22 protein-coding genes are annotated in these 23,207 nt (G+C 56.8%); 13 read left to right on the top strand and 9 right to left on the bottom strand.

Annotated elements, in window-relative coordinates; translation table 11 throughout:
* Positions 1-19: 19 nt before the first annotated feature.
* On the top strand, positions 20-445 hold the full coding sequence (locus DFS28_RS05540) for a potassium channel family protein (protein WP_111448914.1): 426 nt from the start codon (positions 20-22) through the stop codon (positions 443-445).
* 74 nt (positions 446-519) lie between these two features.
* On the opposite strand, the gene DFS28_RS05545 is transcribed toward DFS28_RS05540, so the two are convergent.
* A complete protein-coding gene (locus DFS28_RS05545) occupies positions 520-1,404 on the bottom strand; it encodes a universal stress protein (RefSeq protein ID WP_111448915.1) in 885 nt (294 codons plus the stop codon).
* Between the two features lie 51 nt (positions 1,405-1,455).
* Positions 1,456-3,831, bottom strand: coding sequence for a phosphoketolase (locus DFS28_RS05550; protein WP_111448916.1), 2,376 nt, complete (start codon positions 3,829-3,831; stop codon positions 1,456-1,458).
* A 251-nt stretch (positions 3,832-4,082) separates the two neighbouring features.
* Here DFS28_RS05550 and fnr point away from each other — a divergent pair, with 251 nt between their 5' ends.
* Positions 4,083-4,826, top strand: coding sequence for a fumarate/nitrate reduction transcriptional regulator Fnr (gene fnr, locus DFS28_RS05555; RefSeq protein WP_111448917.1), 744 nt, complete (start codon positions 4,083-4,085; stop codon positions 4,824-4,826).
* 24 nt (positions 4,827-4,850) lie between these two features.
* Positions 4,851-5,834 carry a zinc-dependent alcohol dehydrogenase family protein gene (locus DFS28_RS05560; RefSeq protein ID WP_111448918.1) on the top strand — a complete coding sequence of 328 codons (984 nt, stop codon included), beginning with the start codon at positions 4,851-4,853 and terminating at the stop codon, positions 5,832-5,834.
* Here the strand turns inward: DFS28_RS05560 and DFS28_RS05565 are convergent.
* Positions 5,824-6,735: a universal stress protein gene (locus DFS28_RS05565; protein WP_111448919.1), complete on the bottom strand. Its 912-nt coding sequence runs from the start codon at positions 6,733-6,735 to the stop codon at positions 5,824-5,826. The genes DFS28_RS05560 and DFS28_RS05565 overlap by 11 nt on opposite strands.
* Positions 6,736-6,957: 222 nt before the next feature.
* On the opposite strand from DFS28_RS05565, the gene DFS28_RS05570 reads away from it, so the two are divergent.
* Positions 6,958-7,521: a GNAT family N-acetyltransferase gene (locus tag DFS28_RS05570; protein ID WP_111448920.1), complete on the top strand. Its 564-nt coding sequence runs from the start codon at positions 6,958-6,960 to the stop codon at positions 7,519-7,521.
* Positions 7,522-7,576: 55 nt separating this feature from the next.
* Here the strand turns inward: DFS28_RS05570 and DFS28_RS05575 are convergent, their stop codons facing one another.
* A complete protein-coding gene (locus tag DFS28_RS05575; RefSeq protein WP_111448921.1) occupies positions 7,577-8,500 on the bottom strand; it encodes a universal stress protein in 924 nt (307 codons plus the stop codon).
* Between the two features lie 249 nt (positions 8,501-8,749).
* Here DFS28_RS05575 and DFS28_RS05580 point away from each other — a divergent pair, with 249 nt between their 5' ends.
* Positions 8,750-9,676: a universal stress protein gene (locus DFS28_RS05580; protein ID WP_111448922.1), complete on the top strand. Its 927-nt coding sequence runs from the start codon at positions 8,750-8,752 to the stop codon at positions 9,674-9,676.
* A gap of 347 nt (positions 9,677-10,023) precedes the next feature.
* Here the strand turns inward: DFS28_RS05580 and yiaY are convergent, their stop codons facing one another.
* Complete coding sequence (gene yiaY / locus DFS28_RS05585; RefSeq protein ID WP_111448923.1) at positions 10,024-11,172, bottom strand: L-threonine dehydrogenase; 1,149 nt, start codon at positions 11,170-11,172, stop codon at positions 10,024-10,026.
* A 343-nt stretch (positions 11,173-11,515) separates the two neighbouring features.
* Positions 11,516-11,650, bottom strand: coding sequence for a hypothetical protein (locus DFS28_RS30740; RefSeq protein WP_256596792.1), 135 nt, complete (start codon positions 11,648-11,650; stop codon positions 11,516-11,518).
* Between the two features lie 129 nt (positions 11,651-11,779).
* Here DFS28_RS30740 and DFS28_RS05590 point away from each other — a divergent pair, with 129 nt between their 5' ends.
* From DFS28_RS05590 to DFS28_RS05625, 6 genes are all read left to right on the top strand, one after another.
* Positions 11,780-12,067, top strand: a complete 288-nt coding sequence (locus DFS28_RS05590) for a hypothetical protein (RefSeq protein WP_111448924.1) — start codon at positions 11,780-11,782, stop codon at positions 12,065-12,067.
* A gap of 695 nt (positions 12,068-12,762) precedes the next feature.
* The gene (locus tag DFS28_RS05595; RefSeq protein WP_111448925.1) at positions 12,763-13,464 is read left to right on the top strand and encodes a glutathione S-transferase family protein; all 702 of its coding nucleotides are present in this window, start codon (positions 12,763-12,765) and stop codon (positions 13,462-13,464) included.
* Between the two features lie 252 nt (positions 13,465-13,716).
* Positions 13,717-14,280: a TetR/AcrR family transcriptional regulator gene (locus DFS28_RS05600; protein ID WP_111448926.1), complete on the top strand. Its 564-nt coding sequence runs from the start codon at positions 13,717-13,719 to the stop codon at positions 14,278-14,280.
* Positions 14,281-15,076: 796 nt separating this feature from the next.
* Positions 15,077-15,778 carry a glutathione S-transferase family protein gene (locus tag DFS28_RS05605; protein WP_076030804.1) on the top strand — a complete coding sequence of 234 codons (702 nt, stop codon included), beginning with the start codon at positions 15,077-15,079 and terminating at the stop codon, positions 15,776-15,778.
* A gap of 517 nt (positions 15,779-16,295) precedes the next feature.
* Positions 16,296-16,964, top strand: coding sequence for a gamma-glutamylcyclotransferase (locus DFS28_RS05615; RefSeq protein ID WP_111448927.1), 669 nt, complete (start codon positions 16,296-16,298; stop codon positions 16,962-16,964).
* Between the two features lie 673 nt (positions 16,965-17,637).
* Positions 17,638-18,771, top strand: a complete 1,134-nt coding sequence (locus DFS28_RS05625) for an aminotransferase class V-fold PLP-dependent enzyme (RefSeq protein ID WP_111448928.1) — start codon at positions 17,638-17,640, stop codon at positions 18,769-18,771.
* Positions 18,772-18,993: 222 nt separating this feature from the next.
* Here DFS28_RS05625 and DFS28_RS05630 read toward each other — a convergent pair whose 3' ends face one another.
* Both DFS28_RS05630 and DFS28_RS05635 read right to left on the bottom strand, forming a co-directional pair.
* Positions 18,994-19,740 (bottom strand): lipopolysaccharide assembly protein LapB, encoded by a 747-nt coding sequence (locus DFS28_RS05630; protein ID WP_111449127.1) that lies wholly within the window; start codon positions 19,738-19,740, stop codon positions 18,994-18,996.
* A gap of 144 nt (positions 19,741-19,884) precedes the next feature.
* Complete coding sequence (locus DFS28_RS05635) at positions 19,885-20,841, bottom strand: AraC family transcriptional regulator (RefSeq protein WP_111448929.1); 957 nt, start codon at positions 20,839-20,841, stop codon at positions 19,885-19,887.
* 198 nt (positions 20,842-21,039) lie between these two features.
* On the opposite strand from DFS28_RS05635, the gene DFS28_RS05640 reads away from it, so the two are divergent.
* Positions 21,040-21,993: a diiron oxygenase gene (locus DFS28_RS05640; RefSeq protein WP_111448930.1), complete on the top strand. Its 954-nt coding sequence runs from the start codon at positions 21,040-21,042 to the stop codon at positions 21,991-21,993.
* Between the two features lie 81 nt (positions 21,994-22,074).
* On the top strand, positions 22,075-22,497 hold the full coding sequence (locus DFS28_RS05645; protein ID WP_111448931.1) for an MAPEG family protein: 423 nt from the start codon (positions 22,075-22,077) through the stop codon (positions 22,495-22,497).
* 133 nt (positions 22,498-22,630) lie between these two features.
* Here DFS28_RS05645 and DFS28_RS05650 read toward each other — a convergent pair whose 3' ends face one another.
* Positions 22,631-23,089 (bottom strand): helix-turn-helix domain-containing protein, encoded by a 459-nt coding sequence (locus DFS28_RS05650; RefSeq protein ID WP_111448932.1) that lies wholly within the window; start codon positions 23,087-23,089, stop codon positions 22,631-22,633.
* Between the last annotated feature and the right edge of the window lie 118 nt (positions 23,090-23,207).

The following is a 23,207-nucleotide window of genomic DNA, read 5'->3' on the forward strand; positions in this document are numbered from 1 at the left end:
CTACCGCCGGAGGTTCGCCATGCTGGCAGTCACCTTGATCAACACACTGGTGGTCATCATCGCCGTGGTGATCCACTACGAATGCCTGTTACGTCTGAACGATTGGCTGCCGCGGCTCAAGCTTTGGAGCCGTTTCAGGATTGTCGTCGGGGTATTCGGCGCCCTGCTGGCCCACGCGTTAGAAGTCTGGTGCTTCGCGCTGGTCTATTACCTGATGGTGCGCTCCGGCGAATGGGGCGGCCTGACCGGCAACTTCGATGGTTCGCTGCTGGACTGCGTCTATTTTTCCTTCACGACCTACACGACGATCGGTTTCGGCGATATTTCACCCGTCGGCAATCTCAAGTACCTGACCGGCCTGGAAGCGCTGACGGGTCTGGTGCTCATAACCTGGACGGCCTCGTTTCTATTTCTCGAAATGCAGAAATACTGGAAGAGCAAATAGCACGCGCAGGTATCGGACGCTCTCTGCCAGACCCGTCTGTCGGTCTGGCATAAACGGCCTGAGTCTCTTCAGACTCAGACCGCCAGGACGCTGCAAGGCACCTGATACAAAATATGCTCGGTTGTGCTACCCAGAAGCTTGTCCACCCCATGGGACTGGACTTTGCCCATCACAATCACATCCACTTGATGATCGTGGGCGAACTCGCTCAGCGCCGTGACGGGATTTCCTAAAATGAAATGTCGATGATCAGAGGCCACACCATACCGGCCGGCCAACTTGAGGAAAGACTTCTCCAGGTCTCGGCGCAGCGCTTTGGTGAGGTCAGCCAGCGTCAGACCGCCCATGTCCGCCAGAAAGGCAGCGGAAATGTCGCAGGCGTACAGCAAATGCAACTCGGCATTACATTGCATGGCCAAAGCGGTAGCTTGCTGGATAATCCGCTCGTTCAACTCGTTGTCTGGCGCTTCGGTGTCCGACACTTCCACCGCCGCCACAATTTTACGCGGCAACACGAAGCCGCTTCCGCTCACCAGATAAACCGGTACCGGACAGTGGCGCAACAAATGCCAATCCAGAGGCGTGAAAAAGGCGCGCTTGAGCGCTGATTCATGCTGAACTTCCTTGATCAACAGATCGGGTTGCATTTCCAAGACGTGATCAAGAATGTCCTGTCGCAGGTCATCAGCCCAATCCACCTCTGCGGTCACATCCAGCCCCCTGCCACGCAGATTAGTTGTCTGAGCGTTCAGCCAATCGCGATGGTCCTGCAGGTAACGCTCCCGAGCCTTTTCCCGTTCGCCCTGTTCGAGCAGCGACAACATTTTCAACGAAGGAATCCAGGCAGCAATGTGCAAACTCGCGCCGCTGGCCTTGGCCAGAGCGGCAGCATGGTTGATTGCCTGGGAATGGCGCAGGGCCGGGTTGATGATCAGTAACAACCGCTGATACTGGCTCATGATCTGTCTCCAGTCAGGTGGGTATTCGGCGCCGCGCGGCCCTGTCGGACCTCAGCGACCCGCCACTGGCGTCCATTGCCAGTTCAGTACTTCGGGCATGTCCTGCCCGTGCTCAATGAGGTAAAGCTTGTGTTTCTCCATGGTCGACCAATAGCGCGACCGTGCGGTTTGCAGCTGATCGTGCAACCGGGGCACGCGCTCGATGACGTCCAGCGCCAATTGATAGCGATCCAGGTTGTTGATCACCGCCATGTCGAACGGTGTTGTGGTCGCGCCCTCCTCCTTGAAGCCACGGACGTGGAAATTCTCGTGATTGTTGCGTTTGTACAACAGTCGGTGGATCAGCGCAGGGTAGCCATGGAAGGCGAAGATCACCGGTTTGTCGACGGTAAACAATTCATCGAACGCACTGTCCGGCAAACCATGGGGATGCTGGTAAGAGGGCTGCAGCACCATCAAGTCCATGACATTGACCACCCTCACCCGCAGATCCGGCACGTACTCTCGCAACAGGGTCACGGCGGCCAAGGTTTCCAGGGTCGGGACGTCACCGGCGCAGGCCATGACCACGTCCGGGTCTTGATCATCCTGGCACGCCCAGTCCCATCGACCGATGCCCGTCTGGCAATGACCGATGGCGGCATCGATATCCAGCCACTGCCATTCCGGTTGCTTGCCGGCGACGATGACATTGATGTAGTTGCGGCTGCGCAAGCAGTGATCGGCGACCGATAGCAGGCAATTGGCATCGGGCGGCAGGTAGATCCGCACCACGTCCGACTTTTTATTCGCCACCAGATCGATGAACCCCGGGTCCTGGTGGGAGAAACCGTTATGGTCCTGGCGCCAGACATGGGACGTCAGCAAATAATTGAGCGAAGCAACGGGTTTTCGCCACGGCACCTCGGCAGCGGTTTTCAGCCATTTGGCATGCTGATTGACCATCGAATCGACGATATGAATGAACGCCTCGTAACAGGACAGCAAACCATGGCGGCCTGTCAGCAAATAGCCTTCGAGCCAACCCTCGCACACCTGTTCACTGAGGATTTCCATCACTCGGCCATCGGCTGCCAGGTTGAGATCATCGGGCTCCAGCGGTTCCATCCATGCCTTGGCACTGACCTCATAGACTGCATCCAGTCGGTTTGAAGCGGTTTCATCCGGGCCGAACAGACGAAAGTTGCTGGCACCCAGACTGTTTTTCATCACGTCGCGCAAAAACGTACCCAACACCCGTGTGGCCTCGGCGCGCAGGCTGCCAGGCACCTCGAGTTTCACCGCATAGTCGGTGAATCGCGGCAGGCCCAGCGGCTGCAATAACAACCCTCCGTTAGCATGGGGATTGGCGCTCATGCGCCGGTGCCCGGTGGGGGCCAACGCGGCGATCTCTGGCAGCAAGGCGCCATTGGCATCAAACAGTTCGTCGGGACGATAGCTTTTGAGCCATTCCTCCAATTGCCGCAGATGAATCGGCTGCTGGAAATCGGCCAGCGGCACTTGATGCGCGCGCCAGGTGCCTTCGACGCGATGGCCATCGACGAATTTCGGGCCGGTCCAGCCTTTGGGCGTGCGCAATATCAGCATTGGCCAAAGCGGCCGTTCTGGCGCTCCGGACTGCCGAGACTGGCGCGCTTCGCGCTGAATCTCGCGGATTTTCAGCGCCATCGTATCCAGCGTCCGGGCCAGGGCCTGGTGCACCTGCGCCGGATCATCGCCTTCAACAAAATACGGATCGTAACCATAGCCATACATCAGCGCTGACAGTTCATCCTCACTGATTCTGGACAGCACCGTGGGGTTGGCGATTTTGTAGCCGTTGAGGTGCAGGATCGGCAATACCGCCCCGTCACGCGCCGGGTTGAGGAATTTGTTGGAATGCCAACTGGCGGCCAGCGTACCGGTTTCGGCCTCGCCATCACCGATCACGCAGGCGACGATCAGGTCAGGGTTATCAAACGCGGCCCCGTAGGCATGGGCCAGGCAATAGCCCAGTTCGCCGCCTTCATGGATCGAGCCCGGAATCTGCGCCGACACATGGCTGGAGATCCCGTAAGGCCAGGAAAACTGCCGAAACAGGCGAACCAGACCGTTGGTATTGCACTCCACCGATGGACAAAATTCGGTATAGGTGCCTTCCAGGTAGGTCTGCGCGACAACCGCTGGCCCACCATGACCGGGGCCGGCGACGAAGAGCATGTTCAAGTCGTACTGGTTGATCAGTCGATTGAGGTGCGTGTAGATCAGGTTAAGCCCCGGCGTCGTGCCCCAATGACCCAGCAACCGCGGTTTGATGTGCGCCAGGGTTAGCGGTTGCTTCAGCAGCGGGTTGTCCTTGAGGTAAATCTGCCCGACGGCCAGATAATTGGAGGCCCGCCAATAGGCATCCAGCCCTTCCAGTTGCTCATCACTCAGAAAATCGCTCATGAAGTTCTCCCCAACGGTCCGACCTACCGATAGTCATTCGTGGATTCTGGGAGTCTGAAACGCTCAAGACTTGATTTACATCAAGTCTCACCGCCGGCGATCAAGTTGAATGGCGTGGGACGCTATGAACATCGACCCACAGGATGCGGGTTTTCCCCGTTCGTCGATTACCCCGGCAAACGCCCGAATGAGGTGCGCGCCCCAAAGCCCCCCATCTATGCTTAGACCATCCCTAGATGGCGTCCCCTCTCATGCCTGAAACTCGCCCACTTCAAGTTCATTACCTCAAGGCCGCGTGCTCCAACTGCAGCGTGTTGGAGTTGTGCCTGCCGATTGGCTTGAGCGGCGCGGAAGTCGAGCGACTGGATACGCTGATCGTGCAGCGCTTCAAGGTTAAAAAGGGGGCCGCGTTGTACCGCACAGGTGATCCATTGCGCTCGCTGTACGCCGTGCGTATCGGCTCGTTCAAAACCAGTGTGCTCTCGGTGGATGGTCGTGAACAGGTCACGGGTTTTCACATACCCGGCGAGATGCTCGGTCTGGACGCCATCAGCGCCGATGAGCATGCCTGCAATGCGTTTGCCCTTGAGGACAGCGAAGTCTGCCCCATCCACTTTGCGCAACTGGAGAAACTCGCGCAAAGCCTGCCGTCGCTGCAACACAACCTTAACAGGCTCCTGAGCCGTGAAATCGTGCGTGATCACAGCATGTTGATGCTCATGGGCAATATGAACTCGGATGAGCGGCTGGCGGCTTTTCTGCTGAACCTGTCGCAACGTTTCAGTATCCGTGGCTATTCCTCCAGGGACTTCGTGCTGAAAATGCGTCGTGAAGAAATCGGCTCCTACCTGGGGCTGCGACTGGAAACCATCTGCCGTGGTATCGCGCACCTGCGGGATCAGGGACTGGTAGAAATATCGGGCCGAGACGTCAAAATCCAGAACATGGAAGGGCTCAAGCAGCTGGTCGCGGGCTGTCATCGCTCCCCACGCTGACACCCGCACGTCTGGAGAATCCTCATGCGTGCCATGGTTCTGCATATTCCCGGCCAGCCGTTGCAACGGGAAGAGCGCCCCATCCCGACACCCGGCCCATACCAACTGCTAATCAAAGTCCTGGCTTGCGGCGTGTGCCGCACCGATCTGCACCTGGTGGACGGTGAATTACCACAAGCGGTACTGCCGCGGGTGCCGGGACATGAAATTATCGGTGAAGTCACCGCAGTGGGCGCCGAAGTTACACCCGACTGGATCGGCCAGCGGGTGGGCGTTCCCTGGCTTGGCTGGACCTGCGGCCAGTGCCTGTTCTGCCGCTCGGGCCGGGAGAATCTGTGTGATCAAGCGCAGTTCACCGGTTGTCATCTGGACGGTGGTTACGCCGAATACACCGTTGCCGACAGGCGTTTCTGTTTCCCTATTCCCGAGGTGCTCTCGGACATTCAAGCGGCACCGCTGCTGTGTGCCGGGCTGATCGGCTTTCGGGCCCTGCAAATGGCCAAAGACGCACGCCACCTGGGCCTTTATGGTTTCGGGGCAGCGGCACATTTGGCCATTCAGGTGGCGCGGGGCCGGGGGCAGCAGGTGTATGCCTTCACCCGACCGGATGACAACGAAGGCCAGACTTATGCCCGCTCACTGGGCGCCGAATGGGCCGGCCCTTCGGATCAGCCTCCGCCACACCTGCTCGATGCCAGCCTGATTTTCGCCCCCGTAGGCGCGCTGGTGCCGGCGGCGCTGGCCGTCACAGTCAAGGGCGGCTGTGTGATTTGCGCCGGTATTCATATGAGCGATATCCCCGCTTTTCCTTACCGCCTGCTGTGGGGCGAGCGCAGCGTCCGTTCGGTGGCCAACCTGACCCGCGAAGACGGCACGAGGTTTTTTGAAGAGTTGCAGCACACTCCCGTGCACTGCGACATCACCCGTTTTGCTCTGGACGACGCCAATCAGGCACTGGCGTACTTGAGGGCAGGTCGGTTCAATGGCGCGATCGTGCTCACTCCCTGATGCGCGACCTGACCGCCAGAATACTGCCCGGCACCGAATACAGCGCCCGTTCGGTATTGCTGCCGATCAAGCGGTCGATCCCCACCCGGTGCACCGTGCCCATCACCACCACATCGGCCAGGTATTGCTCGACAAACTCGCTGATCACCGGCACCGGCAGGCCCATGACGAAATGCCGACGCTCCGGCGGAACGCCGTAACGATCGGCCAGGGTGATGAAGGCCAGATGCAGGGATTCACGCAGCTCCTCAACGTAGTCCACGCTCCAGCCACCGCCGACCAGCGGCGCATCGCCATTGAAGGCTGGCGACAAGTCATAGGCGTAAAGCAGGTGCAGCGGCGCGTCGCATTGCAAGGCCAGTGCGTTGGCGGTCTGAATGATCGTGTCGTTCAGGCCACTGATCTGGGTTGAGGGGTCGAACGGGTCCACCGCGGCGACGACCCGGTGCGGCAAACCGTAACGGGCCTGATTGACCAGGTGCACGGGGATCGGGCATTCGCGCAGCAAGTGGCAATCGAGCGGAGTGATGAACACCCGCTTGAGCGCTGGCTCCAGGGTGACATCCTTGATCAGCAGGTCGGGCTTGAGGTCTTCGACCGCGTTCAATATATCCAGCAGCGGATGGGTCGTGAACACGACTTTGACCGTCACCTCCAGCCCCAGGCCACTGAGTCGCTCGAGCTCTTCGGCCTCCCAGCGGCGATAGCGGCGCAGATAGCGCTGATACCCTGCGTCGTCGATTTTCTCTTCCCACACATGCACGATCGGCGCGGGTTCGACAAAAGCACGCACCTCCAGCACGGCGCCACTCGCCTTGGCCAGCGCGACGGCACGCAGCATGGCTGGGGACTGATGCAGGGTTTGGTCGGCGATCAGCAACAAACGTTGATATTGACCCATCACACACCTCAGCTCGACACCGGTCATTAAGCGCCGGAGGTTCCAAGATGCGCTCGTTGCCCCCTCCCCCAGGTTGATTTACATCAAACACGCGTAAATGAATGCCACGTTACGTCTCTCTGATCCAGATCAGATTGTGACGCCAGCGGCAGCGTAGAAAGGAACGAACCGCGGAATTTGTCACCGCGCGCCAATCTTACAAACCGGATGGAGGACCACCCCATGCTCACTGTCAAAGACCACAATGATCGGGCCGCTGCCGCCTACGCCGCGGTGACCGGACAATACTGGATTGAAGCGCTCAAGGATGGTCGTCACGTGCTGATCCGACCGCTGGCGGAAAAAGACCGCGAGCGTGAATACGCTTTTATCAAACGGCTGTCACCCGAGTCCCGGCACATGCGTTTTCTTGCGCAAATCAACGAGCCCGGCGCCGCCATGCTCAATCAGTTGATGGACACCGACAACAAACAGCGCATGGCCTATATCGCGCTGGTCCACGAAAACGGCCAGTTGATCGAGATTGGCGTCAGCCGCTATGCGGCCACAGCCGAACATGAATGTGAATGCGCCGTAACGGTCGCCGATGAATGGAAGCACCTGGGGCTTGGCACGTTACTGATGGAGCATCTGATCAAGGCCGCCCGCAAGAACGGTTTTCGTCAGATGTATTCGGTGGACGCCTCCAGCAACGCGCAGATGCGCGACCTGGCCAAGGCCTTGGGTTTCGAGAGGCATAATGATCCTGATGACAGCCGTCAGGTCATTCATCGTCTTTACCTGTAAAAAAATCGCCCCGCGATGTTCCGGCCAACGGTTCATTGCGGGGCGATTCAAGCGCTCAGGATTGCAGCATCTTGCCCGGTTTTATCGCCAGCACACTGCATGGCGCCCGATGCAGGAGTTGTTCGGCGGTGGTCCCCAGTAGCTTGTTCAACCCCTTGTGCTGCACCGTCCCCATTACGATGACATCGGTGCGGTGGTCGGTGGCGAAATCACAAATACTCGACACTGGTGCGCCCTCGATGAAGTGCCGACATTCCGGTGGCACGCCGTGACGCTCTGCCAGGGCCGCAAATGCCTCGGCCTGAGCCACGCCCAACGCTTCATAAACCCCGACGGCCAGCGGCAGCGCACCGAATCCCATGTCCTGCGCATACACGGCCGTCCAGTCAAAGGCATGCAGCAGTTCCAGCCGGGCATCGCACTGTTCAGCCAGCTTGGTCGCAGCGTCGATAATCTGGTCGTTGAACACATGGTCCTGGTCTTCGCTGCGCAACACATCGACGATGGCCAGCACGTTGCGGGGGCGTGGGTTGAGGGCATTGGTCACCAGATGCACCGGTACCGGACAATCGCGCAGCAACTGCCAGTCCAGCGGCGTAAAAAACACCCGTTTCAATGCCGATTCTTCCTGGGCGTCCTTGACGATCAGCGCCAGCGGCATCTCGTTGACGAAGTGCAGGATTTCCTCATAAGGATGTTGTACCCACACCACCTCACTGGTGACCTCGACCCCGTGTTTGTTCATCAGGCCGGCTTGCTCCACGAGCCATTGCCGATGGGTTTGCAAATAGCCGTCCCGGGCCAGGCTGATTTGTTCAGGGGCGAACAGGCCAGCCACCGCCAGGGCCTGCAAATAATCGAACGCCACAATGTGCAACGGCAGTTGCATGGCGAGCGCCAACGCGGCGGCCCGGTCGAACGCGGGCGTGCGGGTCATGGCTGGGGGGGCTATTAACAGTAAACGCTGAGTCTGCGACATGGGGCACCTCGGCACGCGGCCATCTGGATGAAGTGAACAGGCATCCAGATTGAGCGTTCCTGCCTGGGACGACTTGATCTTTATCAGGAACTAACCGCATGTCGGACGGTTTTTTCCGTTCCCCGCCTGTTTGACAAAAATCAATCCTGCCTCCCCGGCCAGCGGCAGGATGAGCCTAAGGTTTCACTGCCCAAACGCACCGTTGCCATTGAGCGCAAGCGTTTCTGGATTACCCACGGGAGATTTGTCATGTCTGAGCAATTACGTTTGATGCTGGTCGTCTCGCCCTTGATGGAAAACAGCCCCGCGTTCGACCGGGCCGCAGCGTTGGCCAAGGCTTCGGGTGCGGCACTGCATATTGTGGCGTTCGACTACCTGGAAGGGTTGGCAACGGCCGGCATGGTCAACGAACAAGCGCTGGAGCAGATGCGACTCGGGTATGTCGAGCGTCATCGCCAATGGCTGGAAGAGCAGGCCCGTCCCTTACGAAAAATCGGAGTGCACGTCACCACTGAAGTGATCTGGGTGGAAAGACCCTTGCAGGAAATCCTCATTCACCTCAAAGAACAGCCGATGACCGCACTGATCAAGGCACTCGAATACGAATCGCTGCTATCACGCCTGATGTTCACGCCCCTCGATATCCATTTACTGCGCGAATGCCCCGTGCCTTTGCATTTTGTCAGTCACGTGCGGCACCCCCTGCCACGCAAGATTGTCGCCGCAGTTGACCCTTTCCATCGCGATAACCAATACGAAGGTTTCAACGACCGGATTCTGCGCGAGGCCGCAAAACTGGCGAGCGCCTGTAACGCGACGCTGGATGTGATCTATGCCCATGACCTGTCTTCCATCAGCACCGACGAATTCGGCTTCGACAACGCCTCTGCATTCTTTTCCTCAGGTACCGCCAAGACGCTGTTCGATGCACAAAGCGATGCCTTCCGCGAGCTGGCCGAGCGCAATGGTATTCCTCCGGAGAACCAGCACATGATCATGGGCAATCCGGCCAAGGTTCTCTCCAGTTACGCGGATGCCTATGACATCGACGTCATCGTCATGGGCCGGGTCGGCCATCGGGGCATTGGTCGATTGGTCGGCAGTACGGTGGAACACCTGCTGTACAAAATGCCGTGCAGCGTATGGGTGATTTCACCGGAAGAACTGGCTGAGTGAAAGAAGCCCACGAATCAGAAAGAGCGAGATGCGGGGCCGCAAATGGATGGGTGCGAGGTATTTTCTGACGCGAAAGCTGGCCGGGTTAAGTTCAACCGAAGGCGTAATGCTGTTCACTTAAGCGCGCTCTTGGATCGTGCGTATCTCTGTGGCGAGCGAGCTTGCTCGCGCTGGGCTGCGTAGCGGCCCCAAAAATCTGACAATCATTGCCGATTTTTGTGAGTGCTACGCACTCAAGCGCGAGCAAGCTCGCTCGCCACAGGTTTCTCCGATTCCAGACTCTCTTAAGTGAACAGCATTGAACCGAAGGCGGGGCTTTTGATCGGGCTGGCGCCACTTCACATCGGTTACATCGCGGTATGGAAAATCTGCTCGATCTCGTCCTGATTGGCAGGACGCGGATTGGTAAAGCCGCAGGCATCCTTCATGGCATTGGTTGCCAGGATCGGGATGTCGTCGGCCTTGGCGCCCAGTTCGGCGAGGCCGCTCGGAATACCGACATCCGAAGACAGTTTACGGATGGCGGTGATGGCCGCGGCGGCGCCTTTTTCCGCATCCAGATGCTGGGTGTCGACCCCCATTGCATTGGCGATGTCTTTAAACCGGGCCGGGCATACGCTGGCGTTGAAGCTGGCGACATGGGGCAGCAGGATCGCATTACAGACGCCGTGAGGCAGGTCATAGAAACCACCCAGTTGGTGCGCCATGGCGTGGACATAACCCAAAGAAGCATTGTTGAAAGCCATGCCGGCAAGAAATTGCGCGTAAGCCATATTTTCCCGGGCGGTCATGTCGTCACCCTGGGCAACGGCAGTGCGCAGGTTGGCCGAGATCAATTCCACGGCCTTGAGTGCACAGGCATCAGTGATCGGCGTTGCCGCCGTCGAAACGTAGGCTTCGATAGCGTGGGTCAGCGCGTCCATGCCGGTGGCGGCGGTCAGGCCTTTGGGCATGCCTGCCATCAGCGAAGGATCGTTGACCGACAACAGTGGGGTGACGTTACGGTCGACGATGGCCATTTTCACGTGCCGGACTTCGTCGGTGATGATGCAGAAACGGGTCATTTCACTCGCCGTGCCAGCGGTGGTATTGATCGCGATCAACGGCATCTGTGGCTTGGCGGATTGATCCACGCCTTCGTAATCACTGATGTGCCCGCCGTTGGTGGCGCACAGGGCAATGCCCTTGGCGCAGTCATGGGGTGAACCGCCGCCCAGGGAAATAATGAAATCACAGTCGCTACGCCCCAGCAGCTCAAGACCTTTCTCGACATTGCTGACCGTCGGATTCGGCTTGGCGCCATCAAACAAGGTGGAGTTGATGTCCTGCTGGGCCAGAAGGATGGCTACCTTGGCGGCCACGCCGGCTTTGGCCAGGCCTGCATCAGTGACGATCAAGGCTTTACGGAAACCATATTTGCGGATGGCGAGCATCGCTTCGTCGAGACTGCCAATGCCCATCATGTTCACGGATGGAATGAAGAAAGTGCTGCTCATGATAAATCCTCTTTTACTCTGGAAACCCGGAAATCAGGTGAGGTCTTCTACTCATATCGCAGGCTGTGAGGCGGGTCTGATTGTCGTCATTGACGAGCTCAGCGGGAGACGTGCTGCATCAAGTGTTCAGGCGAACAGTGTTTTAAGATGCAGAGGTGGATGGGCCATCGCAGCCGGTATCTTTTGATCATGGGATTGAGCCTAAACCTGTGACGCCAGACTGGAATGATCCTTTAGCTTTCATTGGCACCTCCTTTAGTACTGAGAGGTCATGCGCACCGCCAAGTCCGGCGCGAGATCTGTGGAAGCCGGGCTTGCCCCAATGTCAGTCAGTTAAGGATGTTCAGGTGAACTTCACACCTGTGGCGAGGAAGCTTGCTCCCGCTGGGGCGCGCAGCGGCGTTTCTTGGCTTTGCGAGATTGGGTAGATGACTTGGTCGGACGCATGCGGATCAATCGACAGGCTGAAATCGGCCAAAAGCGGTCCGTGGACACTCTATTGGCGAAACAGTAGCTTATGCAGCAAGCGAGAACTGATGTGTATTCTTGGTCCGTTTTCAACCACGCTTGTGCATTTCCCTTCACGTCACATCTTGGACGGAAACGAATGAACCCAACTCTCCATAAGGCAGCTAATGGTCATCTGGCACTTGATTTCAATGAGTTGTCAGACGCTTGTTGGCTATCGATAGCTGAAGATTTGACCAAACTTCGAGGGTTCAAACGGGTGGGTTCATCCGTCATAGGCATCAGTGAACAAATTCACCAAAATTTCCAGTGTGCTGAGTTCAACCTGGCGGCCGGCTGGGACAATTGGTCTGGACATTACTTGCTTTCAGACTCTGTGGCGGGTGATGTATTTCTGCAAAAGCTATTCGACCAGGTCCGCGCCTGACAGGCGGCTCACGTCATCCGTTCCGCAGATTGGGAGTGCGTGTCTGAGCGTTTACGGATGGCTGCAAAGGGACGTTCTCTACCGCTCATGGTGACAAAGCGGTTTGGTCATTGACATATCGGTGCTTCGGGTAATGTTGCGTCGGCGGAGCCAGCGCCAGTACCACTCTATAATCGCTCTAAAATTCCCTATAAAGCCTATTCGTAAAAGGGTAAGTGTCTGAGAAATAAACATTTCAGACGTCTGTAGCGGTCTAATGGGCAGGCCGCGTGCTCAATGCAGCTTCAAAGCTCAAGCGCCTCAGGTTTTTCCCGCCTCGATCCTTTCAAGCAGCATCGGCAATATCTCGGCGGCAGCCCCTATCAGCATGAATTCCCTGTCTTCACCATTGCAACGTCGGTCTTGTTCACATGAATAACTTTATTGAGCTTATGGTTCGGTGCGAAATTGCACTCCACTTGACCACCTGTTCGCATTCGACCTGACCAGTCATTTGCATTCGCTCTACCGTCCGGCGTCATTCTGCCCCCGCCTTCAGCTATGCAGACGCTGAGAGACGGTATCAACCGCGACGGCACACAAAAAGATTTACCTAACAAATGTTAGATAGGTGTTGACGCGGGTCGAATCACCCGCTAAGGTTTGACTACCTAACGATAGTTAGGTAGCCCGACCACCAATCTGCAGGATCGATCATGACTACTAAACTTCAGCTTTTCACTTCGCCTTCGGCCTTTCCGAACCCACAGCGTCTGCGTCTGTTCATGCACGAAAAGGGTATCGCTGACCAATTTGCCGAGACCATCTATGACATGTCCCCTGTAGGCGAACAGCGTGGCTGGCGTCATTTGAATATGAACCCGTGGGGCGAAACTCCCACCCTCCAACTGGCTGACGGTAGCTACATTTCCGAAACGGCTGCCATCGTTCGTTATCTTGACCAAGAGTATCCCGGTCGCAAGATCATGGGAGAGACCGCACTGGAACAGGGTCTGGATAACATGTGGGATAACCGGGTGTGGGTGCACATCCTGTACCGCATCGTTACAGCGTTCCACGTGTTGCACACCGGACTCGGCTTCAAGCTAGAACTGACCAAGAATGAGGCTTGGGGCGAACACTGCCGTAAGGAAGCTTTGGCTCACGCCGCACTGGTCAATCGTCATCTGTCAGACGGCCGCGAATGGCTGCTCGGCGGCGATGCCCCGACCTTCTCGGACATTACCCTGGCAACCGCTATCGCCTTCTCGAAATTCCCGGTCAATGCCACTCCACTGGACGAGCGTTTTGAGTTCTTAGATGCGTACTGGCAGCGCTGGACAAAACGTCCAAGCTTCCAAGCGGCCTACGCCGATCGCAACAGCGGCATTCCTGAGCTGGATTCGCCAGCCCAGTAACCGCTTCTCAATGGAAACTCCGGTGCACCGAGATCGCCCCCCCTGGCTTTCTCGGTGAACGTAGGGATCTCGTCACGTCGCTGGTATCGACTGGCGATGCTGGCTGAACCATGATGGCACGGCTTCTGTCTGAGTATCCAAGTCAGATTGAACTCACTGCTCTCACTGATAATCTACCTGTCAAAAGGTAGGTCTATGCTGTAAATTAGCTTTCCATATTTAAGAGATCGTCCCAAGACGAAAGGCACCAAGATGAGCGTCAACTCCAAGGAAGCCATTTTGTTGGCGGCCAAGAAAATTGCCCAATCGCAGGGCTACAATGGTTTGAATTTCCGCGACCTTGCGCAAGATGTTGGTATCAAAGCGGCGAGTATTTACTACCATTTTCCAAGCAAAGCCGATCTGGGTGTTGCCGTTGCCAAACGATATTGGGAGGACGGTGCGCTCGCGCTCGAGACGATCGAATCAGAAAGCCCGTCTCCGATTGACGCTCTGCGTCGCTTTCCTGAAATATTCCGAAGATCGCTTGAGGCCGACAATCGTCTCTGCCTGGGCAGTTTCATGGGCGCTGAAACCGATACTTTGCCCATTGAGATGACAAAAGAAATTCAGATCTTTGCTGATGTCAACATTGCATGGCTAAGCAAGCTTCTATTGGCTGCGAAGGTGTGCGAATCAAGTGAGAGTGAATCTAGAGCACGTGCAATTTTCGCAGCTATTCTCGGTGCCCAGCTCTTTGCTAGAAGTCGCTCGGATATCTCGCTTTTCGATGCCCTGGTCGATTCATACCGCGCGTCCGGGCCTCTGCCGGCGTAGCAACTGACAGCGACTCGGTTCAGCGAACAGACGGCTTTGCCGCATGCGCGTCCAATGCGAAGCGGCGCTCGGTAGCGTATGTGCATTTCGCTATGCGACGGCGCAGGCGGGAATGGGGCTGCGTAAACAGTGTGATATATGTCGACCTATCCCAGAACGCATTTCTTTTTCCAAAATCTCGTAACCGTGAGTCCAATATCTAGGCCATCTATGCTGGGACTCAGCGTGGGCCTTTAAAGGCAACGCTTGTGTATCACCTGGCCTCGAGCTTTTTAAGCCAAATTGGAAGATGATCCACCTGACACAGCTTGGTTCAGGCATATATGCCGTTTGAGGTCACCTGAACGCCGATGCGTCCGTCATATCCATTCCCCTTGCCTCCCATAATCACTTCTAACGCCTGCTGTTAACGTCTCAGACGTTGAGGACGTGCCACAGACAGTTGCACCCTTGATCAGCCGCCGCTTTTCGAAGCTTTCGCTGCCCCTGCTCACGGGCTTTACCGCTCGACGCGTGCGAAGCACGGACATAGGTGTTCAGCATCATTCAGGGGTATTTCCAGCCCGCAGTAGCTGGGATAAAGCGAGTGAGCCTCGCGACTGATGTTAGGTTGCGCGCCCTTTCCCGGCTGAAGCGAGCGATTCACCTCAATCGAACCAATACAGCCAGAAAGTCCCAGTAAAAAACTTTCACCTAACAAATGTTAGATAGGTGTTGACGCAGGTCGAATCACCCGCTAAGGTTTGACTACCTAACGATAGTTAGGTAGCCCGACCACCAATCTGCAGGATCGATCATGACTACTAAACTTCAGCTTTTCACTTCGCCTTCGGCCTTTCCGAACCCACAGCGTCTGCGTCTGTTCATGCACGAAAAGGGTATCGCTGACCAATTTGCCGAGACCATCTATGACATGTCCCCTGTAGGCGAACAGCGTGGCTGGCGTCATTTGAATATGAACCCGTGGGGCGAAACTCCCACCCTCCAACTGGCTGACGGTAGCTACATTTCCGAAACGGCTGCCATCGTTCGTTATCTTGACCAAGAGTATCCCGGTCGCAAGATCATGGGAGAGACCGCACTGGAACAGGGTCTGGATAACATGTGGGATAACCGGGTGTGGGTGCACATCCTGTACCGCATCGTTACAGCGTTCCACGTGTTGCACACCGGACTCGGCTTCAAGCTAGAACTGACCAAGAATGAGGCTTGGGGCGAACACTGCCGTAAGGAAGCTTTGGCTCACGCCGCACTGGTCAATCGTCATCTGTCAGACGGCCGCGAATGGCTGCTCGGCGGCGATGCCCCGACCTTCTCGGACATTACCCTGGCAACCGCTATCGCCTTCTCGAAATTCCCGGTCAATGCCACTCCACTGGACGAGCGTTTTGAGTTCTTAGATGCGTACTGGCAGCGCTGGACAAAACGTCCAAGCTTCCAAGCGGCCTACGCTGATCACAACAGCGGCATTCCTGAGCTGGATTCGCCGGCCCAGTAACCGCTTCTCAATGGAAACACCGGTACGCCGAGATCGCCACCCCCCTGGCTTTCTCGGTGACCGTAGGGAGCTTTGACATCCCTGATCATGCGCTCCACTGCGTTGTAAATGATGCACTGCATTAACCACCGACGGATGTGTACGACGGTTTTCGCAGCCGTCGCAGGTGCGCAACTCGTTGCAAGAAGCCCGTCTGACCTTTCGCTGTTCGACTCATTAATCGAAAGCTATCGCGCGCTCGAATGGCTCCCAATGTCGGCAGTTAACGACAAGTATCCCGCATCGTCGCGCGACAACCATTCGCCGCACGACTGAGTTGGATCGGCAAGATCAGATTGAGAAGTAAGCACCTCAGCTTCTTGAGCCAAGCCTAGGAAGAGTTTTGCTTCTTGCTAAGGAAAACTTAGTGCTCAGAAAGTTAACCGCATTTTAGTTATTCAGGTCGCTTAGACCGGAGGGGCTAGGAGCTTCTAGCTCTCACCATCGAGTAGCAGAACGTAAACGGAGGCTGTTAAAAATGTTAACGAAGAACCTACTCACGTCTGGGGCCTACCTGGATAACTTCAAAGAGTTGCCTGAAAACATTCTGTGGTCGCTCGACCGCATCGAAAAATCGATGCGCGAAACAATGAAGAAGCGCCCCGACCGGGGTGACTTCTGGGTTTTTGGTTATGGATCGCTGATCTGGAATCCCTTGCTGAACTTCGCAGAACAGCAGGCTGCCAAGCTACTTGGTTGGCATCGCAGCTTTTGTTTACGATTGCTCGCGAACCGCGCAACTCTGGATAAACCTGGTCGAATGCTAGCCTTGAAATCCGGCGGCCGTACTGAAGGAATCGCCTTCCGGCTGACCGAACAGGTAGCGGAAGAGGAACTAATTCTATTGTGGGTTCGCGAGATGGCCACTGGAGTCTATCGGCCGATCTGGACCACGATCTCCCTAAAGGATGGTTCTGAAGCCACGGCTCTGGTCTTTATAGCGGAGCCCACCCACCCGTTTTTTGAGGCAGACGCGACAGTAGCAGCCATCGCCGGCTGCATTGCCAGTGCAGAGGGACCATTGGGCAGCAATGCCGATTATGTCCAAAGGCTCCATCACGCGCTGAGTGAGAACGGAATTGTGGATGAATACGTCGAGGTATTATTTACAGAACTTGGGAGGCAACCATATGAACTGGTAATGTAAGTGACAGTGGCAGATACCTGCCAGCGAAATAATCTTACATCACGACTAAGAGGTTCTTGCTCGTTGGTCCAGGCGATAGCTAGTCGCAAAACTGTGACTCCTTTTCCACCCGCTAAACGATTTGCCTGCTCTTCATACCGGTGACGCACGCCGGCTTGCTCGTCGCAGTTCTAGGAGTTCTATTTGTTCTCGCCATCGGCATCACTATGGTTCAAGTAATCGCTACCCCATTGATCTCGCTTTTGGGCGCCGCAAAAACGGCTCACAGCCGGATAACATTTGCTCATGCCTTCAACCCCCTTGGCACAACTGTAGTTCCATATCTGGGAGCAATAATTATCCAGGGGGCGGTAAACGCCGTTGACGCCATCACTCTATCGCCATCAGCGCTCAAGGCATTCCTTGCTCGGGAGTCACAAGTCAGACGTCCGCCTTGGGTCGATTGCAGCCCCTCGCGACAGGGTGTTATCGACCGAACGTAAGCAGGCAGGAACCTTTAAGGCCCACCCTCCCACAACTCAGCAGCCACCTGCGAGCATTGCTACGTCAAGTAACCGACCTGATGATGCCAGCCACTCGACAGAAGTCGAAAATCAATCCCGAGCAATCTTGTCATTTGCCAAAGCTTAGGGCAGGGTCGATACCACTGAGTCTCTGTCAGAGGAGTCACCCCATGTCAAAGCTATATCCCAGTATCGATCCCGAGGGGCTGGTCGAGTACTCAGTGGTCTACACCGACCGCTCGCTCAACCACATGTCGCAGTCATTTCAAGACGTGATGAAGAACATTTCCAGGACTCTGAAACAGGTCTACAACGCCCAGGCTGTTGCGGTGGTCCCTGGCAGCGGCACATTCGGCATGGAAGCGGTGGCGCGACAGTTTGCCACCGACCAGCAATGCCTGGTGATACGCAACGGCTGGTTCAGTTATCGCTGGAGCCAGATCCTTGAGATGGGCAACATCCCGGCGGCCACCACGGTGATGAAAGCCCGACCGGTCGACACGGGTCGCCAGGCTGCCTACGCCCCACCCCCTCTGGACGAAGTGCTGGCAGCCATTCAGGCGCAGAAGCCGCAGATTGTCTTCGCTCCCCACGTTGAAACCTCATCAGGGATTATCCTGCCCGACGAGTACCTGCGGGCCGTCGGCGACGCCGTGCATGCGGTAGGTGGCCTGTTCGTGCTGGACTGCATCGCCTCAGGCACGCTTTGGGTTGATATGCACAAATGCGCAGTCGACCTGCTGATCAGCGCACCGCAGAAAGGCTGGAGCGCCTCCCCTTGCTGCGCCCTGGTGATGCTCAGCTCTTTGGCCCTCGAGCGTATCGAACAGACGCATAGCAGCAGTTTCGCCTGCGACCTGAAAAAGTGGCTTCAGATCATGCAGGCCTACGAACAGGGCGGACATGCCTACCATGCGACCATGCCCAGCGATTCCCTCGCGCGATTCAACGAAGTGATGAAAGAGACGCAAGCCTACGGTTTCGACAAGGTCCGCGGCGAACAACAGGCTCTGGGCGATCGGGTGCGCGCCATGTTGACCGGCAAAGGCATCAAAAGCGTGGCCGCCGCCGGCTTTCAGGCCCCTGGCGTGGTGGTGAGCTACACCGATGATGCCGACATCAAGAGCGGTAAGAAATTTGCCAACCACGGCCTGCAGATCGCCGCCGGAGTGCCGTTGCAATGCGACGAGCCGGCCGACTTCCAGACTTTCCGCATCGGTCTGTTCGGACTCGAAAAGCTGCAAAATATCGAGCGCACGGTCAGCACCCTCGAACAGGCACTGGACGAGGTGATGGTTAACTAAACCCTCATCATGCCCGCAGCACGTGCGCCCTTCAGCGCTATCAGAAAAGGTTTCCAACGAAGCCTTTCAGGGGGCGGATAATTGGCGGCTGTATGACTTGGATCGACCCAAAGCTGACGATGGCGACAGGCAGAAATCGGCCACGCCCCCTGCCTCCCTCAACGTGGAGCACAAACCCTGAACACCATTGCGACTTAACCGGCCAAAAGGACACTCAGAAACTCAACCGTGCACCAGGTAGGCTCCTGACGGAACCCGATATCGCAGCTTCTTGCATTTGCCGGGTTTGGGCTGATGCCCGGGCGGGCGATCAGGAAACCAGATTCGGCATTTACCCGGAGGCGGCCAATGGCCGCGGGGAATCTCAACCTCATCGTACGCGGGCTCTGGCACGACGGAAGCCACTGGCAATTCTCCTTCGAGCCCTGGCCCGCCAGCCGTCGGCGAATCCGATACCCTCTGCGCCTGTGCGCTAGCGAATTTGCCAGCGTTGGCTTGTTCAACAGCGGCCATTTCTGCCTCGCGGCGCTTTTGGACCTCCTCTTTGAGCCCCTCCTGTACTGCGACCAGGTCCTCTTTGGCGTTGGGTGAAGTACTTGAAGCCTTGGCCTGCTGCGCCGCCTGGATCAATTGGAAGTTGCGGTTGCGTAACTCGACGTTGCGACCAACCCGCATGTTCGAGCGCGCCGCCAACGTTTCAGCCTGCTCGTACTGCCCCTGCTGAAGTCGCAATACACCAAGGTAATGCAGCGTCGCGGGATTGTTCGGCTGGATATGCAGGGCACGTTCCAGCGTGGCAGCGGCTTGGTCCAACTGGCCATTTTCATACTGTCGAGAGGCGGTTTCGATTAGCGTGGTTGATGCGCTGTTACTTTGCGAGGGTGCCTTTCGCTCGGCAGCAACCGAGCAAAGCGACACGACGGCGCAGAACGCCAGGATAAGACCCGGCAGAAAACTCTTGGTTGGCATCAGGGGCAGACTCGGCGGATCGAGGACGGCACTGCCGTAAAGCAGGCCACCAGCGCTGCTCGGCGTCGCCGATACAGGGCCCCTGTTGACCTGGCCATTACCCCGAAGTTCCCGCTGCATCGGGCACATCGGCACCGGACCTTCTCATGCGGATTGTCTGCGCCAGGTGCCGGGTGATGTGCCGAACTGGCGTTTAAATGCGCGGCTGAACGCTGCTTCGGATTCGTAGCCCACTGCAAAGCCGATTTGCGCCACATTCCCGCGACCTTCGCGCAGGTGTTGAGCCGCCACGTGCATACGCCAAAGCGTCAGGTATTGCATCGGTGGCTGTCCGACCAATGCCGTGAATCGCTCCGCGAATACCGAGCGCGACATGCCCACTTCAAGCGCCAGGGCTTCTGCCGTCCAGCCCTCGGTTGGACGGGCATGGAGCAGCGCCAATGCGCGCCCGATATGCGGATCTCGCAAACCCGCCAGCCACCCGCGCCGTTCAGCGGGGAGGTTCGCGACATACTGGCTGACGGCTTCGACGAACAGCAGTTCGGATAGCTTGGCGATGACCGTTGCCGAGCCGACGCGCCCCGCCGCGATCTCACTGACAGCGAAACGGAATGAGCTTTCAATCCAGGCCCCCGAAGCCGTCGTGCGGACATCTAGCTTCAATAAGGATGGCAGCGACGAAAGCAACGGACTGAACGGTGTTTCAGAGCCGAGGAATCCGCACAGTAGCTGTGTGGTCTCGCCGCCCCCGCCGTACTTGATTCGTGAGATGCCGCCGACTTCCGGCGGCTGAATAACTTCGCGCGCCGACATGGGCGCAATGCTCAGATCACTGCCAAAAGTATGAACGTCATTGCGAGGCAGCAGAATGAGTTCGCCTGCCCGCACGTCGAGGGTGGCGCCATCGTCGATTCGCAACTGCATGTGCCCCGCCGCGACAAAATGCGACGCAATGACATGTCGAGGTGCCGCCAGGAACGGTTTGCAATCGTCTGCAGAGATTCTTCCGCTGATGCACCAGGGCGCAGTGAGCTCCGCCTCGAGGAAGACCCCTCCAGACAGCCGAATCACCCGCAAGACATCAGATAGCGCATCCAACAATTGCCAGCCCTCCTTTCCGGAGTCCGGAGCATGTAATCAGGCGCACTGGTCATTCGCCGCCTGAACTGCGAGGCCTAGATTAGCACCAACGTGGACTCAGTGATCGAGACGCTCCCCAGACACTTCACCAATGGTCATTGCCCCCGCGTTAACCGTAATTGGCCCATTCCAACTCGACCACGCAAGCCGGAGATCAATATGAACACCGCAGCTACCCTACCCCGCTCAGATTCAGGCAACGCCGACCGTTATGCTCAAATCGTCAGATCATCGAAGAAAGCGGAATGGCAGATCGATCGTGATTTGCTACAGGACCGTAGCTTCGACTTCTCGCGAAAATTCTTGCCCGACGGACTATCGCGGATCGACCGCCTGACCTTTCTCACCGCGGACGAGGTGCGCCTGCTCAGCCAGATTCAGGGCCGAACCTATGCGTATATCTTTGGCCTGGTCGAGCGTTTTATCAGTGCCAAAATGCTCGATCAAGGCCGGGCCCATGTGTTTGACGATCAGCTCGCACTCGAAGCGCTGGTGCGCTTTTCCAACGACGAGATCAAGCATCAGGAGCTGTTCCGGCGTATTGAAACGATGATTAGTACGCAATTGCCGGCGGGATATCGTCAGGTTGCCGATCCAAACGATGTGGCGCGCGCGGTACTGGCGGCCAGCACCTGGTCAGTGCTGGCACTGACCTGCCATATCGAGCTGTTTGTTCAGACGCACTACGTGCAAAGCATCGCCCCGCGCGAGGAGTTGTGCCCACTCTTCAAGGATGTCTTCAAATTTCACTGGAAGGATGAAAGCCGGCACGTCGTACTCGATGAACTGGAGTGGGAGGCGGAGCACGCGAAACTCTCCCCGGCCGACCGCGACCAGGCAGTGACCGATCTGATTGCGCTGGTGGCCGCCGTCGACGCCATCCTGCAGGCACAATCGGCATCCGATGCCGACTACTTCATTCAAAATGCGTCACGATCGTTCAGTGTCGATGAGACAGCCCAAATCAACGCCTGCGTGCTGAGCGCCTACCGCTGGCAATACATCATCTCGGGCGTGCAGCACCCACACTTTGGCCAGCTGCTTACGCGCATGACAACACCTGCACAGATGTCCAGGATTCAGACCGCACTGGCACCCATCATGAGCAATTGATCGACAGGGGGCGACCGACCGCGCGTCGGTCGCACGACGCTGGGATGACGTACTGAAAATGCTTGATTGAGGATGGCAGCCATGACGATTCCGATGTGGATGCTGCTTGGATTTGCAACCTGGACTTTACTGTTGTTGATGGCAACCGTCGGGGTGTATCGCTGGGTCAGAATCTTGTTCTCGAGTGTTCCGATTGCTTCCTTCCGAAGCGATCAGCTCGAAGGCGAGGATTGGTATCGGCGCGGGACACGAGCACACGCGAACTGTGTGGAAAATCTGCCTGTCTTTGGCGTCATCGTGTTGGTGATTTCAGCCCTGGGTGTCGACGGCCTTGCAGTGAATTACTTGTCCATAATCGTTCTGATCGCTCGCGTGTGCCAGTCTCTGGTTCACGTATCCCACGTGCAAACCGATACGTTCGTGGCGGTTCGATTTACCTTCTTTTGCGTGCAGTTGGTCTGTTTTCTCGCACTCATTGTGATAGCCGCTTGTTACGGCGCCTGAATACTCAAATAGAGGGATGAATTCAGGCCTGGTCCTGCCAATCAACATTTCGTTCGGACGCGCCTCTGGCAAGTCAGAGGTTAGATTCGATCCAGACTATCTTCGGCGCGACCGGTTGAAAACGGCTGTCGATTCACGCCCCGCCGGCAACAAGTCTCACTCTGTGGCAGTCAGACGGTCCAAGTTTTTGACCGCTTGATGAGCGAACATCGATTGGCATCAGAGACTGTCCGGATTCGTTGTCCAACAGCACAGAACGTGTCTCTTGCGGCTTGAACAGGAAGCGTTCGCCCCACTGTCTCATACTGACCACAACCGGAAAGATCTCCCGTCCTTTGTCCGTTAGGACGTACTCCTTGTAGGCGCTTCCATCCGACGCCGGTCGAACGTCGAATACACCGACTTCAACCAACGTTTTTAGTCGCGATGCCAGAATATTTTTGGCCACGCCCAAGCTCTTTTGAAACTCGCTGAATCGGCGAATGTCGTCAAATGCGTCGCGGATAATCATGAGCGACCAGCGATCCCCAATTGCCTCCAGTGTTCTTGCTACCGGGCATTCGCTGCTTTGCGGTGAAGCACCTTTGACCATCGTATTTACCTTTTGAATAAGGGTGCCAAGTCTGTCGATAAATCTGGATCAATGTGGTTGCAAATTGAAACCTGGCCCAGCAATAATTAAAACCAGTTCTTAATTGAAACCAGTTTAA

Source organism: Pseudomonas sp. 478 (assembly GCF_003254125.1).
Classification (GTDB): domain Bacteria; phylum Pseudomonadota; class Gammaproteobacteria; order Pseudomonadales; family Pseudomonadaceae; genus Aquipseudomonas.